General features: G+C 63.8%; 12 protein-coding genes and 21 tRNA genes. 6 read left to right on the top strand and 27 right to left on the bottom strand.

What is annotated here, in order from left to right:
* Window positions 1-132: 132 nt before the first annotated feature.
* On the top strand, window positions 133-2,742 hold the full coding sequence (locus GGC64_RS28060; protein WP_192725834.1) for a LuxR family transcriptional regulator: 2,610 nt from the start codon (window positions 133-135) through the stop codon (window positions 2,740-2,742).
* Between the two features lie 75 nt (window positions 2,743-2,817).
* Entirely contained in the window at window positions 2,818-3,162 is a 345-nt protein-coding gene (locus tag GGC64_RS28065) for a DUF732 domain-containing protein (protein WP_192725835.1), read from the top strand.
* A 12-nt stretch (window positions 3,163-3,174) separates the two neighbouring features.
* On the opposite strand, the gene GGC64_RS28070 is transcribed toward GGC64_RS28065, so the two are convergent.
* From GGC64_RS28070 to GGC64_RS28180, 23 genes are all read right to left on the bottom strand, one after another.
* Complete coding sequence (locus tag GGC64_RS28070) at window positions 3,175-4,530, bottom strand: MFS transporter (RefSeq protein ID WP_192725836.1); 1,356 nt, start codon at window positions 4,528-4,530, stop codon at window positions 3,175-3,177.
* A gap of 97 nt (window positions 4,531-4,627) precedes the next feature.
* Window positions 4,628-4,701 (bottom strand) — tRNA-Arg (locus GGC64_RS28075).
* Between the two features lie 19 nt (window positions 4,702-4,720).
* Window positions 4,721-4,793 (bottom strand) — tRNA-Thr (locus GGC64_RS28080).
* A 34-nt stretch (window positions 4,794-4,827) separates the two neighbouring features.
* Window positions 4,828-4,902 (bottom strand) — tRNA-Arg (locus GGC64_RS28085).
* Window positions 4,903-4,918: 16 nt separating this feature from the next.
* Window positions 4,919-4,991 (bottom strand) — tRNA-Arg (locus tag GGC64_RS28090).
* Between the two features lie 2 nt (window positions 4,992-4,993).
* Window positions 4,994-5,066, bottom strand: a tRNA-Arg gene (locus GGC64_RS28095).
* A 15-nt stretch (window positions 5,067-5,081) separates the two neighbouring features.
* Window positions 5,082-5,167, bottom strand: a tRNA-Ser gene (locus GGC64_RS28100).
* 16 nt (window positions 5,168-5,183) lie between these two features.
* Window positions 5,184-5,256 (bottom strand) — tRNA-Ala (locus GGC64_RS28105).
* Window positions 5,257-5,261: 5 nt separating this feature from the next.
* Window positions 5,262-5,336: transfer RNA gene (locus GGC64_RS28110), tRNA-Ile, on the bottom strand.
* A gap of 4 nt (window positions 5,337-5,340) precedes the next feature.
* Window positions 5,341-5,412, bottom strand: a tRNA-Glu gene (locus GGC64_RS28115).
* Between the two features lie 5 nt (window positions 5,413-5,417).
* Window positions 5,418-5,490 (bottom strand) — tRNA-Gln (locus GGC64_RS28120).
* Window positions 5,491-5,503: 13 nt separating this feature from the next.
* Window positions 5,504-5,575, bottom strand: a tRNA-Gln gene (locus tag GGC64_RS28125).
* Window positions 5,576-5,577: 2 nt separating this feature from the next.
* Window positions 5,578-5,649, bottom strand: a tRNA-Asn gene (locus GGC64_RS28130).
* Between the two features lie 80 nt (window positions 5,650-5,729).
* The gene (locus GGC64_RS28135) at window positions 5,730-6,221 is read right to left on the bottom strand and encodes an HNH endonuclease (RefSeq protein ID WP_192725837.1); all 492 of its coding nucleotides are present in this window, start codon (window positions 6,219-6,221) and stop codon (window positions 5,730-5,732) included.
* 41 nt (window positions 6,222-6,262) lie between these two features.
* Window positions 6,263-6,339: transfer RNA gene (locus tag GGC64_RS28140), tRNA-Met, on the bottom strand.
* Window positions 6,340-6,353: 14 nt separating this feature from the next.
* A tRNA-Val gene (locus GGC64_RS28145) sits at window positions 6,354-6,425 on the bottom strand.
* Between the two features lie 2 nt (window positions 6,426-6,427).
* Window positions 6,428-6,505 (bottom strand) — tRNA-Pro (locus GGC64_RS28150).
* A gap of 2 nt (window positions 6,506-6,507) precedes the next feature.
* A tRNA-Trp gene (locus tag GGC64_RS28155) sits at window positions 6,508-6,583 on the bottom strand.
* A gap of 4 nt (window positions 6,584-6,587) precedes the next feature.
* A tRNA-Gly gene (locus GGC64_RS28160) sits at window positions 6,588-6,660 on the bottom strand.
* A gap of 20 nt (window positions 6,661-6,680) precedes the next feature.
* Window positions 6,681-6,752, bottom strand: a tRNA-Lys gene (locus GGC64_RS28165).
* Between the two features lie 8 nt (window positions 6,753-6,760).
* A tRNA-Lys gene (locus GGC64_RS28170) sits at window positions 6,761-6,833 on the bottom strand.
* A gap of 1 nt (window position 6,834) precedes the next feature.
* Window positions 6,835-6,921 (bottom strand) — tRNA-Leu (locus GGC64_RS28175).
* A 14-nt stretch (window positions 6,922-6,935) separates the two neighbouring features.
* Window positions 6,936-7,021: transfer RNA gene (locus GGC64_RS28180), tRNA-Leu, on the bottom strand.
* Window positions 7,022-7,587: 566 nt separating this feature from the next.
* Between GGC64_RS28180 and GGC64_RS28185 the strand changes: the two genes are divergently transcribed.
* Complete coding sequence (locus GGC64_RS28185) at window positions 7,588-7,944, top strand: cupin domain-containing protein (RefSeq protein WP_192725838.1); 357 nt, start codon at window positions 7,588-7,590, stop codon at window positions 7,942-7,944.
* Between the two features lie 10 nt (window positions 7,945-7,954).
* On the opposite strand, the gene GGC64_RS28190 is transcribed toward GGC64_RS28185, so the two are convergent.
* Genes GGC64_RS28190 through GGC64_RS28200 form a run of 3 tightly spaced genes read right to left on the bottom strand, consistent with a single transcriptional unit; the run spans window position 7,955 to window position 11,503 of the window.
* Window positions 7,955-9,385, bottom strand: coding sequence for a trypsin-like peptidase domain-containing protein (locus GGC64_RS28190; protein ID WP_192725839.1), 1,431 nt, complete (start codon window positions 9,383-9,385; stop codon window positions 7,955-7,957).
* 35 nt (window positions 9,386-9,420) lie between these two features.
* On the bottom strand, window positions 9,421-10,575 hold the full coding sequence (locus GGC64_RS28195) for a hypothetical protein (RefSeq protein WP_192725840.1): 1,155 nt from the start codon (window positions 10,573-10,575) through the stop codon (window positions 9,421-9,423).
* Entirely contained in the window at window positions 10,568-11,503 is a 936-nt protein-coding gene (locus GGC64_RS28200) for a metal-dependent hydrolase (protein ID WP_192725841.1), read from the bottom strand. Before GGC64_RS28200 ends, GGC64_RS28195 begins: the two co-directional genes overlap by 8 nt.
* Before the next feature lie 99 nt (window positions 11,504-11,602).
* Between GGC64_RS28200 and GGC64_RS28205 the strand changes: the two genes are divergently transcribed.
* On the top strand, window positions 11,603-12,220 hold the full coding sequence (locus GGC64_RS28205; protein ID WP_192725975.1) for a TetR/AcrR family transcriptional regulator: 618 nt from the start codon (window positions 11,603-11,605) through the stop codon (window positions 12,218-12,220).
* 63 nt (window positions 12,221-12,283) lie between these two features.
* Window positions 12,284-13,663, top strand: a complete 1,380-nt coding sequence (locus GGC64_RS28210; RefSeq protein WP_370582373.1) for an NAD-dependent succinate-semialdehyde dehydrogenase — start codon at window positions 12,284-12,286, stop codon at window positions 13,661-13,663.
* A gap of 164 nt (window positions 13,664-13,827) precedes the next feature.
* Here GGC64_RS28210 and GGC64_RS28215 read toward each other — a convergent pair whose 3' ends face one another.
* On the bottom strand, window positions 13,828-14,313 hold the full coding sequence (locus GGC64_RS28215) for a MarR family transcriptional regulator (protein ID WP_192725842.1): 486 nt from the start codon (window positions 14,311-14,313) through the stop codon (window positions 13,828-13,830).
* Window positions 14,314-14,452: 139 nt separating this feature from the next.
* Here GGC64_RS28215 and GGC64_RS28220 point away from each other — a divergent pair, with 139 nt between their 5' ends.
* A complete protein-coding gene (locus GGC64_RS28220) occupies window positions 14,453-15,577 on the top strand; it encodes a spirocyclase AveC family protein (protein WP_192725843.1) in 1,125 nt (374 codons plus the stop codon).
* Window positions 15,578-15,579 lie beyond the last annotated feature (2 nt).

Raw genomic sequence — 15,579 nt, forward strand, 5'->3', positions numbered from 1 at the left:
CGCCGGCTGTCGTCTTTGCGCTTGCAAGCGTGTACGCGTGCTAGCTGGGCTAAGCTGTCAACCGCGCCCGAACCAGCTTGAGGTTTGCTGTCCTCCAGGCAGGCTGCCACTGGGAACCAAGGCGGGAGGACTGTGGCCCCGAAGGATCGACTGCTGGAGCGCGACTCGGTGCTCGCAGAACTGGACCGCCACCAACAGAGCGCCGCACGCGCGCGTGGCAGGGTCGTGTTGCTGCGCGGGGAGGCCGGCGTCGGTAAGACCACGGTGATCGCCCGCTTCATCGCCCGGATCGGGCAGCGGGCGCGCGTCTTGCGGGGCTGGTGCGACCCGCTGTCCGCGCCGCGACCGTTGGGCCCGCTGATCGACATGGTCGCGGAGAGTTCGGGCGAGTTGCGAGCCGCCATCGACGCCGGCGACACTGCCGCCATCTACACCGGGCTGGTCGGCATGTTCGGCAACCAAGCCGGTGTGTGCGTCATCGAGGATGCGCATTGGGCTGATGGCGCGACCCTGGATCTGATGCGCTACCTTTCGCGGCGAATCGAGTCGCTGCCACTGTTGTTGGTTGTGTCGTATCGAGACGACGAGATCGGTGATTCACACCCGTTGGCGGTGTTGCTCGGTGACCTCGCGACGTCCGCGGCGGTCAGCCGCATCGGACTTCACCCTCTGAGCACGGCGGCGGTGGCAGAGCTGGCCGCGGGCAGCGGGGTGAACGCCGATGCGTTGCACCGGCTTACCGGCGGAAACCCGTTCTATGTCACAGAGGTGTTGGCTGCCGACCAGGATGTACTGACGCGGGAAGCGTTGCCGGGCAGCGTATCTGAGGCGGTCCGAGGCAGACTGGCCAGGCTGTCGACAGCTGGGCGCGACACCGCGTATGCAACGGCGGTGTGCGGACCGCGGGCGAATCTGGCATTGGTGCAGGAGGTGTGCCCAAGCGCTGCAGATGGACTTGCCGAATGTCTGAACGCCGGGGTGCTGCTGGCCGACGTGGACACCGTCGGCTTCCGCCACGAACTTGCGCGGCGGGCTGCGCTGGACCAGATCGCTCCGTACCAGAGACGGCTGCTGCACAAGCAAGCCCTGGCGATACTCGCCGAGCCGCCGATCAGCCCGGATACCTTCGGTGCGTTGGCGTTTCACGCAGAGCAAGCGAGCGATCACGACGCCGTCATCCGCTATGCGCCCTTGGCCGCCGAACGTGCCTTCCGGCTCGCTGCGAACCGCGAAGCCGCCGAGCTGTTCGCGCTGGCGCTGCGGTACGCCGACAAGATCACCACCGACCAGAAGGTGCTCCTGCTCGAGCAGCACGCGTTCGCGTGCTGGCTGAGTGCGATGGGCGAAGCGGCTGTGGCCTCCTGGCGCGAGGCGATCATGTTGCGGCACGCGTTGGGTGATCGCCTCGGCGAGGGCAGCGATCTGGCCTGGCTATCCCAGATGGTCTACGCGCTGGGCGGCACCCAGGAGGCACTCGAGTCCGCCATGGCCTCGGTGCGGGTGCTCGAAGAGGTCGGCCCGTGTCCACAGCTGGCCTTGTCGCTGGCCACCATGGCCGGCCTGACAGCTGTCGGTTTCGATCCCGCCTGTGCTGAATACGCTTCGCGTGCAATCGATTTGGGCACGCATTTCGGTGACCGCGGGGTAGTCCTGCGCGCACGCTTCTTTGCTGCCCTGGCCCCCGTACTAACCAGCGACAGCGGTTGGGATGAGCTAGAGGAGGCATGGCGCGACGCGATGGCAACGGAGGGGTTGTTCGATCAGGCGGGCCTGCACGGGTCACTCATGGCCTGGTATGCCGCCGTGAAGCACGACCTCGACCGCGCCGAGGAGTACATCGCCGAGTGTTCGGTCTTCTGCGTCAAGCATGACCTGGCGATGTGCCTGGCGATCACCGCAGGCGCAGCTGCGTTGGTGGCGTTGCACCGCGGCGATTGGGACGCATCGTTGGCCCGCGCCCAAGACGTGCTGACCACGCCCGTGCTCGCGACGCAGCGGATACTGCCATTGATCTGCGTGGCGTTGATCAATGCCCGTCGAGGTGGGGAGCCTGTGGCCGCGCTCTTGGACGAGGCACTGGCGGCCGCCGACTCCGACGATCTGTCACGCCTCGGCGTGGTCTGGGCCGCTCGCGCCGAAGCGGCCTGGTTGGCCGGCGACGACGAGGCGGCCCGCGCAGAAGCGCAGGCCGGCCTGGCGGTGGCTACCGAGCACGCGGACCCGTGGCTGGTCGGACAGCTTCGACGCTGGTCGCATCTGGCCGGCGGTTTATCCGAGGACGCGCCGGGACGCGACACGATCACGCCCTACCGGCTCGAAGTCAGCGGCGACTGGCAAGCCGCGACCGCCGAATGGCTGCGCCTCGGCTGCCCGTACGACGCTGCGCTGGCCCAACTCGGCGGTGACGTCGCAGCCGTCGAAACTGCGCTGGAGACGTTCCGCCGACTGGGTGCCCGCGCCGCGGTGCGCCGAGGACGCCAGCGCCTCGCACAACTCCGCGGGCGCGACCCTGACACCCGTCGGAAGAAGACGGCGGCAGACCCCCACGGGCTCACCCAACGTGAACGTGATGTGCTCGAACTCGTCGCGGCCGGGCACAGCAACGCCGAGATCGCGACCGCGCTGTTCATCAGTCCGAAGACCGCGGGCAGACACGTCGAATCGATTCTGGCCAAACTCGGCGTCCGCAACCGCACCCAGGCGGCCGCCTTCGCCGCTCAAAAGCCACCACCTTCGGATTGATCGGCGTCATCAGTCGACCAAATATGGGTAGATCGACGCATGTGCGTACCGGGGTCCACCGGGCACAGTCGATGCATGAGCATCAACCAGAAACTGCGGCGGAGCACAGCTGCCGCATTCGCAGTCGGAGCCCTCGGGATCGTCGCCGGTTTCGGTGCCGGACCGGCCTACGCCGACGCGGTCGACGACACCTTCGTTGCCAGTCTCGCCGACGCGGGCATCCCGCAGATCGATCCCGCCCGTGAGATCGCGGCGGGACACGCGGTGTGCCAAAACATCAGCGAGGGACCGGCGCCCGATGAAATCGTCTCAGCCTTCGTCGCCAAGAACGTCTTCGCCACCAGAGCACAGGACGTGGCGATGATCAGGGCTTCCATCACCGCATACTGCCCGCAGTACCTACCTCAGCTGCACTCGTAGGTCAGCGGATACTCAAGTCGATTGAGCGCGGCTGTAGATCGCCGAGTCGTCGATGTCGGCGCGCGAACGGTCAGGCAGGGCAAGACAACACAGCACCGTCACAACGGCGGCCACGACGATGTAGATGGAGATCGAGTACGGGGTACCGGTCTCGTGGAGCAGCCAGGTCGCCAGCAATGGCGCGGGCCCGCCTGCGAACACCGAAGCCAACTGATAGCCCAGTCCGGCGCCGCCGTAACGGAGATGCGTCGGGAAGCTCTCACCGATCAGCGCCGCCTGGGGTCCGTACATCATCGAGTGCACGATCATCGAGAACACGACGGCGAGGAAAATCGGCACCTGCCCGCCGTGCGTCAAGATGGCGAAGTAGGGGAACGCGAACAGCCCGGCAAGGATCGCGCCGGTCAAGTAGACCCGCTTTCTGCCAAGCGAATCCGACAAGTGCGAGAAGAACGGGATCGTCGCGAGTTCGACCGTGGCGCCAACCAGGACCGCGGTCAGCACGAAAGTCTTGCTGTAGTGGTGGCGCTGCACGACGTAGGTCAACACGAACGTGGTGAACAGGTAGAACGGCATCTGCTCGACGAACCGCAGGCCGGCCGACAGCAGTATTTCCCGCCAGTGTCGGCGGATCACTTCTTTGACGGGAGTGGTTGCGGTCTTGCCTTGCTCCAGCACCTTGCTGAACATCGGCGTCTCGAGGATCTTCAGCCGGATCACCAGACCCACTGCGACAAGGATCAAGCTGGCCAGGAACGGCACCCGCCAGCCCCAGGAGTCGAACGTCTCGTCGGACATCGTCGCCGACAACAACGTCATGCCGCCGGTGCCGAGGACCAGCCCGACCGGGACGCCGACCTGAGCGAAACTGCCGAGCAGCCCGCGCCGTTGCTGATCTCCCCACTCCATCGTCAGCAGCACCGACCCGCTCCACTCACCGCCGACCGCGATGCCCTGGAGCACCCGCAACGTGACGAGTAGCAGGGGCGCAGCGACGCCGATGCTTGCCGTGCCGGGCAGGATGCCGATGACCGCAGACGCAAGACCCATCACCAGCAGCGTGATGATCAGCGTGGTCTTGCGGCCGATCCGGTCTCCCCAGTGCCCGAAGATCGCCGCTCCGATCGGGCGTGCGGCGAACCCGACGAAGTATGTCGCGAACGACTGCATGGCGCCCGCGTAGGTGCTGGACGCAGGGAAGAACAAGTGTGGAAAGACCAGCGCAGCGGCCGTGTTGTAGAGGAAGAAGTCATACCACTCGATCGTGGTGCCGATGGCGCTGGCCATCGCAGCGCGCCGTACCTGTACCCGCTTTGATTCTGGATCGGCTTGCGCCGTGGCGCCGACCCCATCCTGTCCGGTAGCCATGAGCCGCGCCTCCTGTGACCGACGTCAGCCCTTAGAATGCGCCTTCGCGAGCGGTTTTAAACCCGAAATGATCTTGCACAGTGGTGGCGTGGAGTAGAGCCTCCGGCAGGATTCGAACCCGCAAACCGACGAGGTAGAAGCTCGCTGCTCTATCCGTTGAGCTACGGAGGCACGATGCCGTACTGGATCGAGCCGGATGCAGGACTCGAACCCGCGTGGCCTGTTTACAAGACAGGTGCTCTGGCCTGTTGAGCTAATCCGGCAGCCATGAATCGCGGAACGCCGAGCGGGAACCGCTGGTACCCCTGGAGAGAATCGAACTCCCACTTCCAGCTTCGTAAACTGGCGCCCTATCCGTTGGGCCACAGGGGTTTGTCGCGTGGACGCGCACCCTTGGCAGGATTCGAACCTGCAACCTCCGGTTTCGGAAACCGGCGCGCTATCCATTGTGCTACAAGGGCTTTGGGGCGATCGGAGGGAGTTGAACCCTCGACTGCGGAGTCGCAGACCACTGTGTTGCCGTTACACCAGACCGCCATGGACAACTGCTGCGGAGGCGGAGGGATTCGAACCCCCAACCGCGGGTGACGCGGCGGCTCGTTAGCACCGAGCTGCATTACCGTTCTGCCACGCCTCCTGACGCGTTGTGTGAGTGGAGAATAGGGGAGTCGAACCCCTTGCCTCCTGCTTGCAAGGCAGGCGCTCTTCCTGTTGAGCTAATTCCCCTCTTGTTGTCCGGGGAGGAATTGAACCTCCGCCCTCCGCCATATCAGAGCGGCGCTCTGAACCAACTGAGCTACCGGACAGCAGCACCCCGTGCGGGACTCGAACCCGCTTCCCCGCCTTGAAAGGGCGGCAGACTAACCCATATCCGAACGGGGCTTGTGCTGCCTCGTCAGGACTCGAACCTGAACTGACCGGAACCAAAATCCGGTGGGCTACCGATTACCCTACGAGGCAATGTGTTTCGTCGCTGACCCGTCAGGACTCGAACCTAAACCGGCTGACTCAGAATCAGTCGTGCTACCGCTTACACCACGGGTCATGCTCCCCGAGCAGGAGTCGAACCTACAGTCACGGATTAACAATCCGCTGGTTTACCGGTTAACCGACCGGGGAATCGCGTTGGGACACGAGCGGGCGGGCATCCAGACCCCTCCATTGGCCAAAGCCACTGGAGCCCGCCCGCTCGCGCCTGATCAAATGAGTTCCGCAACCGGTGCGGCGCGGAACCGATCGCGGTCCTTCGGCTCGAAGGGCTCGCGAATCATCGTCATTCCGGCTTCCTGCGGGGTCCGGTCTCCTTTGCGCCCATTGCAGGGCCGGCAAGCGGCCGCAAGGTTGAACCAGGTGTCTCCGCCGCCGCGGCAGCGGGGCAAGACGTGGTCAACGGTGTCGGCCCGCCCACCGCAGTAGGCGCAAATACGCCGGTCACGGCGCAGCACCGCGTCGCGGGTGACCCGGCTGACCGCCTTGTACGGAATGTGCACGTATTCGCGCAGCGCCACCGACAACGGCAGCTCGATCACCAGCGACGGGCTGTGCACGTGCACCGCAGGGTTGTGCACATCGATGACGTACACCGCACCGCGGAGGATGAGCCGGACCGCTTCCTGCCACGGAATCCGGGACAGCACGCGGTAGTCGGCGTTGTAGACCTCAACGGTCATGTCGGACATCAGGATTGCCATGGCCGCGTACCTCCTTTCCGTGTCTGTGCGGTATCGGCGACTGGTTGCGCGGGCAGGATTCGAACCTGCGACTTCCGGGTTATGAGCCCGACGGACTGACCGACTGTCCCACCGCGCATCGTGCTTCACTAGTACCCCCGGAGAGAGTCGAACTCTCGACAACCTGCTTGTAAGGCAGGTGCTCTTCCGTTGAGCTACAGGGGTGTTGGTCGGGATGACACGATTCGAACGTGCAACCTCCTGGACCCAAACCAGGCACGCTAACCAAGTTGCGCCACATCCCGCTTGGCACGGATGGAAGGACTCGAACCTCCACCTTGCGGCTTTGGAGGCCACCGCTCTACCAGTTGAGCTACATCCGTATCGAGCCGGTGGCGAGCCTCGAACTCGCTACCTTCAGTTTGGAAGACTGCCGTGCAACCTGTTACACCTCACCGGCTTGTGGTCTTGAAAACGTCGTGCGCCGTGAGGGTTTCGATCCCCCGTCCCCAGATTAAGAATCTGGTGCTATCCCAACTCAGCTAACGGCGCGTGTGCAGTGGGTCGCCCGGGACTCGAACCCGGAATTCAAGGGTAAAAGCCAAGAGTGATAAACCATTTCACTAACGACCCGTACGTCCGGCAGGAGTCGAACCTGCACGCCCTTAACCGGGCACCGGAGTCTGAATCCGGCACGTCTCCCAAATTCCGTCACGGACGCTTGACACCACGAAGTGCGCTCGGCAGGACTCGAACCTGCACGCCCGTATGGGCACCCGGGTTTGAGCCGGGGGCGTCTACCTGATTTCCGCCACGAGCGCGGATGCCACCACTGTGTAGTTCTCAAAGTTCTTACGGGACAGACTTGTTCGCATGTCTCGCCGCTGTGCACACGATCTCGCCGGGTGCGGTGCTTGAAGAATGGTGCGCCCTGAAACGGACGATGTCCAGTAGTTATTTCAGATGAAATGCGTTGTGTTGCAATGGATTTAGGCGCAGCGAGCTACAGGAATGTCAGGCGACGTTCCTGGCTGGGCAAACCGTGCTGCTGAGATATTTATGAGAGTTTTCTTCGGGCCCTTGCTTCCGGCCTGGGCGCACGCCCGCTGACGGGGCGGAAGGTCGGCTGGACAGCCGGAAGCATCTGGGTTGCCTGTGGCTGAGACGCTGCTCTGCCGTCCAGACGGGGGCCGTCACGCTGAGATTCTCCGAGCACGACAAAGCCACCGTGGATGCGGGCATCCCGGTGAGCAAGTCATAGTCGTGTCGGAAAACAGTCACAGAACAAGGGTAACAGCGCGTCCCGCCGCAGAACAGCAAATATTTTCGTGGGATTTCTCGCGTGCACCGCGAAATACGTCTCACACGAATGTGGTTGCGTAGCAATATGAATACCTCGACAGGCGATATGTCACAGTTCGGGCCGAACGCTCCGGGATACGCCTGGGTGCATGCCGACGACGTGGCGTCCGTGCGGCCGTTTCCTGGCATCACCGTCAAACTGCTGTGGGAAGGCGAGAACGGGGCCAAGGCTGTGCTCACCGAGATCGAACCGGGCGCGGTGTGGGGAAAAGAGGACCACCACAGCCCGGGCCCGGAGGAGGTGTACGTGATTTCAGGCGTGCTCAACGACGGGGTGAACGACTATCCGGCCGGCACCTTCCTGCATGCACCAGCGGGTTCATGGCACGTGCCGCAGTCGAAGCAGGGGTGCTCGTTGTTCCTGTTCTACCCCGAGGGGTGAGAACCGCGGGCTACGAAGACTTCTTCGCGTCCGGCTTGATGGTCAGCGTGACGGGCTTACCGTCGCGGAGCACCTCGACCGGAGCGTCCCGTCCGATGGTGAGCTGACGAACCGCGACGGTGAGCTCGTCGAGACTGTTGACCTGGCGGCCGCCGAGCTTGACGATGACGTCCTTCTCCGCAAGTCCGGCTCGTTGGGCGGGGCTGTTGGGGTTCACCTTCGTCACCCGGGCTCCGCCTGTACCGCTGTCGTTCACCGACTCCGCCATGATGCCGAGCGACGCGTGGGCGATCTTGCCGTCGCGGATGAGCACCTCGATGACGGATTTCACCTCGTTCACCGGAATCGCGAACCCCAATCCGCTGGCACTGTCCGAGAGCGACTTGCTCGCGGTGTTGATGCCGATCACCTCGGAATTCATGTTGACCAGCGGACCGCCGGAGTTGCCGTGGTTGATCGAAGCGTCGGTCTGCACGGCGTCGATGACAGTCTTGGTATCGGAGCCCTCACCCGACAGCGGCACCGCCCGGTGCAACGCGCTGATGATGCCCTGGGTGTCGGTGCTGCGCAGGCCCAGCGGCGCACCGGCGGCCATCACCTGGTCTCCGACGCGAAGCTTGCTGGAGTCGCCGAGTCGCGCAACGGTCAGCTTGTCGACGTTGTCGACCTTGAGCACCGCCAGATCGGTTTCGGGATCACGCCCGACGAGGTTGGCAGGTGTCTCTTTACCGTCGTTGAAGATCACGGTCAGCTTGAACTTGCCCGGGCTGGCCGCGGCTTCGGAGATCACATGGTTGTTGGTGACGATGTAGCCGCGTCCGTCGACGACGACCCCTGAGCCCTGCGAACCCTCCGAATCGCTGATGGCCTGCACCGTCACCACCGAATCAGCCACGGCTGCAGCCACTTTCGCCATCTGCCCGTCCGGCAGGTGGCTGGTGTCGGTGGTGTTGAGGGTCACCTTAGGAGTGGTGAACGCCTCGATGACTTCTGCGGTCTTGCGCCCGACCCAACCCCCGACAAGGCCGATGGCTATCGCGATGACGGCGAGCACGACCAGAGCGGGACGCGATACTCGGCCGCCGAACAAGATGTCGCGCACGCCGAGCTTCTCGTGCGGGACGGCCGGTACGACGGGGGGCGGTGCTGCGGGGCCTGCGGTCTCTGCGGCGTCGACGTCAGGCGACTCCGTGGGGTAGCCGTTGTCCTCGGAGTCGGCGTCGGCTACCAGCGTGGGGCCGAACGCCTGGGCCAGCACCGGCTGAGGTGCCTGGTTGGTCGGCGTGTACTGGCCTTGGTCGCGATGGTCGTCGGAATCCAGGAACGAGCTGTCGACGCCGGCGGGTCTGCCGAAGGCACGCTGTGTCGACGCGTCGACGGTCGGGCGCGACACAGGGCTCGGCGATGTTTCCTCGCCGCTGTGCTGGCCGCGTTTGATCACACGAACACGCTACCGGAGGGGCGGCAAAGCTCTTTTCATCGCAGATCGGCGGCGGCAGGCAGCACCGCATCGGGTTGTCTGGCCAACCTGGGCGTGACACTGGCCGCCGCTGCAGTGCACAGCGCGGCCACAACGAAGCAGACGGTCGCGTACCACAGGCTGCCGATCGGATCACCGTTCGCAGTGATCCCGTCGACGGCTTTGAAGTAGGCCGGTAACGCGGTCAGCCAAAGGACGGCCATGACGGCGAGATACCCACAGCTGTATCGGACGATGACTGCATTCGCGTAGCGCTCACTGCTGATCGGATCGGCGCGAAGTCTTCGCCACTGCATGAAGAGAACGGGCACGGCGACCACGGTGATCGCGACGAGTTCGGCCGCGTACACAAATCCCTGCAGCGTGCCGTGTGAGAGCGAGCCGATCAGCGTTGCGGGCAACGGCAGGATCGCGGTACCTACGGATGCCAGTACGCCGATGACGATGGTGCGCCAGACCAGTTGCGGACCAGTGAAGCGCTTTCCGTGATCGGATTGGCGGCCGACGAACAGTTGGACGCACAGCGCCAGCGACATGGGCCATAGCGCGGCGAAAACGACGACGCTGCCCATCGGCACCGAGTCGAACATGGGCTGGTTCATCGGGTTGTTGACCGACCACTCCCACCACCGCAGTTGCGGGCCGAGATGGTCGAAGATCTCGTAAAAGGCATGGTGGACAAAGCCAACGCACAGTGCTCCGACGAATGCGCCGTAGCGGCGGAAAACGCCGAGGGTTCGGACGATCTCGAACGCGACGGTCGCCATCATCGGGTAGATCGCGACGATGTAGAGCGGCAGTCGGCCCCACAGGAAGTCGACGGTGAACACGTTGTGGGCGAACATCGTGTCGACGTGTTCGGCGATGCCGAACGCCGCCGGGAAGTACAGCGGGGGCTCGATGATGAGCAGATACGCGATCGCCCCGAACCACAGCACCAGATTGGTGCCATCGCCGTGGCGCCGAAGTCGCATGATGGCGTAGACCAATGCCAGCACCGCGCCGGCGATCACCGTTACCTCCAGCACCGGCAGGGTCCAGTTCTCCAGGGCGAAGGGGTTCCGGACCTCGACCAGGCCGCCGGCCTGCTCGCAGGAGAAGCCCAGCGATGTCGCCAGGTGTTCGAACGTGGGCGCGCAGAGATCAGGCATCGACGGCCTTCCTTGTAGTCGCCGTGTACCAGTTGGTCACGTCGTAGCCTTCGTCGTAACGGGCGAACCACTCCTTCGCCAGCGCAGGGATGTTCTCGTGTGCCGGATTGTGACTGGGAAGCTGGCTGCGCACGATACCCGTCAACGCGGTGGCTTTCTCGCGATTCGGTAGATGCTTGAAGGCGTCGATCACCGGACCATTGTCGGTCCGGTGGGCGAACGGGATTCGTTGCAGCAGTGCATGTTTGCGCCGATGTGTACCGAACATCGACAACGCGTCGACCTTGCGTTCAGCCAGCGGGATGTGCCTGTTGAACCCTTCGCAGGCCGTCCGCAGGGTGGCAAGGACATGCCTGAAGATCGCCGGTGCCATCCGCATCCGATACACCTGGTCGCCCACCACGTGGTTGTAGATCATCAGCGCGGAACTTCGGTGCTCGACCTCCTCGACGAAATGCCACAAGAACAGCGACGCCACCCGGTCATCGCCGGGCGCGAACAGGGTGTCGTCATGGTCGAGCATCAGCTTGAACACCGGAGTGAACGTGGCTTCCAGATCGGCGGTGTAGGCCAACCGCCAGGCCAGCGGCTTGGTCGCCGTCATCCGGTCGAAGGCCCCGTTCACCTCGTCAAGGGTTTCCTTGAGCGCGGGATAGCTCTTGATCAGGCCCCGGGCATGCCCGCGGTGGGCCATCGAGTGCTGACCTTCCTGACGCACGAACGCCTCGGCTTCCACGGCGATCGCAGGGTCGGTGATCTGTGACTTCGCCTCGGCGATCATGCTGACGATCATCTTCTCGAACCCAATTGCCAAGAACGACACCGCATTTGCCATCGACGAGAACGCCGGATTCGCTTCATTCCACAGAAACGGAACGTGGTGATCGGCGAACGCAAAACGCAGCTTGCGCACGATCAGATCGGTCATCTCTCTGCACCTCATCGTTAACATACATATAGACGTGTTTGTGTATGATTGTGTGGTCACCTGCGCTTGTCAAGAACGACGGGGATACTGATGCGCAAGATGGCGCGCAGACGAGGGTGGGGTGGGAATCCACCCGCGAATGACGAAGAGGCTGTCCGGCGCATCATCGGCGCGGCCGTCGACCTGGTGGCACAAACCGGTTCGGCGGTCTCGTTGGCCGACGTCGCCAACACGCTCGGCATCATCAGGCAGACCGTGTATCGGTACTTTCCGACCGCTGACGCGCTCATGCGTGCGGTCGCGATCGCCTCAGTCGATGACTTCCTCGATCGGCTGGCCGAGCATGTGCGCGGCATCCACGATCCCGCGGACGCGATCACCGAGGGAGCGATCTACACGCTCGACGCGGTAGCCCGGTCGCCACAGCTGGGCATCGTGCTGTCGTCCTCTTATCCGCACAGCCACAGCGGGGACATGGCCTCTGAGGAAGCACAGGCGTTCGGAATGCGGATGATCGACCGATTCGACGTCGACTGGAAACGGCACGGCTACGACGAAGCCAGCCTGCGAGAGCTCGTGGAATTCACGCTGCGAACCATGCTGTCGTTCTTCGTGGCCCCCAACGATCCGGCCCGATCGCCCGACGAGCTCCGGGGTTTCCTTCGTCGCTGGCTCGGCGAGGCGGTGCTTGCCCAGAAACGTGGACCTACGAAATAAGTCGCTGCCGACGGGTACGGCGCCGGTTTTCGTCGTCAAGTGTTGCGTTCGAGAACGGATTCAATGCAGGATGCACCAGTGAGCGCATCTGTCCAGGGCCAGTCCATGTACGCGGTCGTCGACCCGTCCACCGGGGAGGTCGTCAAGGAATACCCGACCGCCACCGACGAGCAGATGGAACAGGCGCTGGCCGCGGCCAGTACCGCGTTTCGAGAGTGGTCGAAGAAGTCGACCCTCGACGAGCGCGCCGCGCTGATCCGTCGTGTCGCCGAGTTGCACACCGAACGCAAAGACGAGTTGGCCGCGATCATCCGGCGCGAGATGGGCAAGCCGTTGGACCAATCCGTCGGCGAGGTGGAGTTCAGCGCTGCGATCTATGAGTTCTACGCCGACAACGCCGCGAAGTTCCTCGCCGACGAGCCGATCGAACTGCTCGACGGTGAGGGCAGCGCGGTAGTCCGTCGCAGTGCGATCGGCGTGCTGCTGGGCATCATGCCGTGGAACTACCCGTACTACCAGGTTGCCCGGTTCGCCGGCCCAAACCTGGTGCTGGGCAACACGATTGTGCTCAAGCATGCGCCGCAGTGCCCGGAATCGGCGGCCGCGATCGCGCAGATCTTCGCCGACGCCGGCTATCCCGAGGGTGCCTACGTCAACGTCTACGCCACCAACGAGCAGATTGCCGAGGCGATCGCCGATCCTCGGGTGCAGGGGGTGTCGCTGACAGGTTCCGAGCGAGCAGGCGCGGCCGTCGCCGAGATCGCCGGGCGCAACCTGAAAAAGGTGGTGCTGGAACTCGGCGGTTCGGACCCGTTCATCCTGCTGTCCTCAGATGACCTGGACGCCACGGTCGAGGCCGCGGTGGCAGGCCGGTTCGAGAACACCGGGCAGGCGTGTAATGCCGCCAAGCGTTTCATCGTCGCCGGGGACATCTACGACGAGTTCCTCGAGAAGTTCACCAAGAGGGTGCTGGCCGCCGCCGATGGTCTGGCGCCGCTGTCGTCCGCGGCGGCCGCGCGGCGCCTCGGAGAGCAGGTCGACCGTGCCGTCGCCGATGGCGCCACCCTGGTTGCCGAGGGCGAGCGCAAAGGCGCCTTCTTCCCGCCCGGGGTGCTCACCAACGTGTCGCCCGACTCGGCGTCCTACAAAGAAGAATTGTTCGGGCCCGTGGCCACGGTGTACAAGGTGTCCTCGGAGGAGGAAGCGATCGCCCTGGCCAACGACACCCCGTTCGGGCTGGGCTCGTACGTGTTCACCACCGATGCCGATCAAGCCAAGCGAGTGGCCGACAACATCGATGCCGGAATGGTTTTCGTCAACGCCGTCGGCGCCGAGGGAGTTGAGTTGCCGTTCGGCGGCATCAAGCGATCCGGGTTCGGACGCGAGCTGGGCCGCTATGGCATCGACGAGTTCGTCAACAAGAAGCTGATTCGTTTCGGCTGAGAGTTCTGTTTACGCTGCCTTGACTATCCCCACCGCAGCGCGTAGTCCGGCGACAACTCGGCGCGGGAACAAGCTCACGCGCCAACCATGCCGGAATGGTTCGAGGACTTGATGGCTCAGATGCCTTGCTGGATAGGGAATCTGCGCTGTGAAGAGCGACTCGATCAGGAAGCGTCGCCGCTTTGACGCAGCGGGTTGGGCACCGGAGACTGCGGGATGCCGCTGAGCTTGCGGAGCGTCGCGATACAGTTGTGAAGTTCTTCGAGGGCCACGCCGGCCGCTTTGGCGCGAAAGAACTCCTGCAGCTGACGCAATGTCTCCCGTTGTACGCGAGCGCCTTTCGCGGTCACCTCGATTCGGGTCATCCGCCGGTCGGTATCAGACCGTTTCCGACGCAACAGGCCTGCGGCGACGAGCTCGTCGACATCGGAGGTGATCGTACTTCGCAACACGTTGAGGTATTCGTGCAGCAAGCCGGGACGGTCGAGGCCTGCGTGAACGAGAAAGATGATGCCCAACGCGCGATCCGAGATCGCATACTTGCGCTCCACGGGCTGAGTGAGGGCCGAGATCATGCGTTGCACGTCCATCACGGCGCCAAGGAAGTCGACGATGTCGGCATCGTCGGCAGCGCCAATGGTGTCGGTCACGACGCCACGATACTCGGCCGCGTCCCCGGCCACCGACGTCAAACTGAATAGTTCATTATCTGAAGCATATGCGCTAACCTGATCCGAGGCGAGATTCGCCCACGCGTCGGATGGGGCGCGAGGACTGCGCGGAGTGTCGATGAAGCCAACGAGTCGTGTCGAGGAACCCACCGACGTCAGCGCCACGCAGTCACGTCGCACCGCATCCCGGACGGCTATCTGGTGGGCGATCGCCGTTGCGGCTGTGGTCTTCATTCTGGGGACTGCGGAGAAGCACGGGCCGGCCTCACCCGAGAACCGGAATCCAGCCGGCGTGGGCAAGCCGCCTCCGGTGGCGCCGCTGTTGGCCCCCTTCGACTGGGTGATGTGGGGACAGATATTGGGCGCGCTGCTCGCTGCCGGCTCGGTCGTCGCGTCGATTCTCGTCTGGAGGCGGCGTCCGGGGCATCCCGTCGTACTGATGGTCCTCGCCTCCAGCACACTGATTTGGTGGGACCCGATCAACAACTGGGCGATCGGTTTGGTCTACAACCCGAATCTCTGGCACTTCCCCCGAAATTGGCCGTGGTTCAACATCTCTCCGATAATCGAGCCGATAACGTCATTCATCTACGCGCCCTACGTCCTTCTCCCCTACTTCCTGGCCATGCCGATCCTGCGGACCGTCCAACGACGCAGTGACCCAAGGGCGTTCGCCTGGCGCCACCCGCTGATCTCGATATCCGTGCTGACGTTCATCATTGGCGTCATTTGGGATGCCGCCCAGGAGATTCTGCTCACCCGCGCCCAGTTCCTCACTTACAGTCATGTCATCGAATTCGGCTCCATGGATCTGGGTAAGAACAGTCAGTTCCCGCTGATGATGGCCAGCGTGCTCATCACGATGGTGATGATCCCAGCGTCAGTTCTGCTCTATCGCGACGACACCGGAAGGTCGCAGGCAGAGAAGCTCGCCCAGCGACTGGGCCTGTATGCCCGTCGTCCCGTGTTGGCCACCTTCATCGTGATGGCGGTTGTCTTGAATATCGCGATGATCAGTTTCAGCTCAACGTTCTGGTTGGTGCGTGCGACCGGCGCGGCGTCCACCGTCGCGTGCCCCTGGCCGTACCCGCAGGCGAAGACCTGGGATCCGCGCGGCTACTACCAATCCCAGGGAGCCCCAGGACCATTCACTGCAGGCAACGCCAGTACGTGGCAAATTGCGCAGCCGGAAGGACGCCCGACAGACATCGTCGTGGAGTCCGACCGCTGCAATTCCCAATGATG

The sequence above is a fragment of the Mycobacterium sp. OAS707 genome (assembly GCF_014873705.1).
GTDB lineage: Bacteria > Actinomycetota > Actinomycetes > Mycobacteriales > Mycobacteriaceae > Mycobacterium.